General features: G+C 59.4%; 1 protein-coding gene and 1 pseudogene. Both read right to left on the bottom strand.

Annotation, left to right across the window (positions count from 1 at the left end; all coding sequences use genetic code 11):
• The coding region (locus X738_RS80565) for a biotin/lipoyl-binding protein (protein WP_023804294.1) at positions 1-646 on the bottom strand (646 nt) is incomplete at its 3' end.
• Positions 621-891, bottom strand: a pseudogene (locus X738_RS86640) (hypothetical protein); the annotation flags it as partial. The gene X738_RS80565 and the pseudogene X738_RS86640, both read right to left, overlap by 26 nt.

Here is an 891-nt window from a genome sequence, read left to right as displayed (position 1 = left end):
GGCTGTTCAACCGTTGGTCCGAGACAATGCCTTGGTCGCGCAGCCCACTCAGGGCAGCAATTTCCTTTTGGAGAACCTCGATCCTTTTTTCACAGGCAATTTCCTGCGCCTTGAGTCCTTCGATCTCGTGGTGATATTGAGTAATGCGTTCCGCCAGTTGCGCCTGGTTTCCGACGCGGGATTGTCTGCGGAATTCGAACAGCAGCGTCTCGCTATGTATTGCCGAAGCTACGTCCGGAACATCTCTTCGGGCGAGCAGCCAGTCCGGCAAGGCGATCTCCGCGAGATCGTCACGCTCAGATTCGAGTCGTGCCAGGTAGGCGGCCAGCTCATCGAGCCGCTTGGTGACTATGGCGAGATTAGCGCGCGTCTGGGTGGCATCGAGCCGCATGAGGATGTCGCCGGCTTTTACTTTATCGCCTTCTCGCACCAGGATTTCTCCCACCACCCCGCCGGTCGGGTGCTGTACCTTCTTGACATAGGAATCGACGACAAAGTGTCCGGACGCGACAACCGCACCGGAGAGATTCGTGAAGGCCGCCCAGGCTCCGGCTCCTCCCACAAAGATCACGCTCGCCAGAAGGCCCGCCACCAGGTGCCGGCGAATGGAGCTGGAAACGTCATTGTTCTGATGAATGCCGGACACCGGGATCCTCCATGTCAGCGCGCTCTGCCACGTGATCCTGTGTAGACTCGATGGCCTTCAGGAATTTGGAACGCGCACCGAATGCTCGCTGCCGTCCACCTTCCATCACCAACACCAAATCCACGGCGCGGATGGCGCTCGGCCTATGGCAGACGACAACCGCAATGCCTTTGCGCTCGCGCACGGAGGCGATCGCCTTAGCGACTGCAGCTTCGCCTTCCGCATCGAGATGGGCATTGGGTTCA

The sequence above is a fragment of the Mesorhizobium sp. L48C026A00 genome (assembly GCF_000502375.1).
Lineage (GTDB): Bacteria > Pseudomonadota > Alphaproteobacteria > Rhizobiales > Rhizobiaceae > Mesorhizobium > Mesorhizobium muleiense.
Note: the sequence above shows the minus strand (reverse complement) of the source record. Positions and strands in the feature narration are given on the sequence as shown.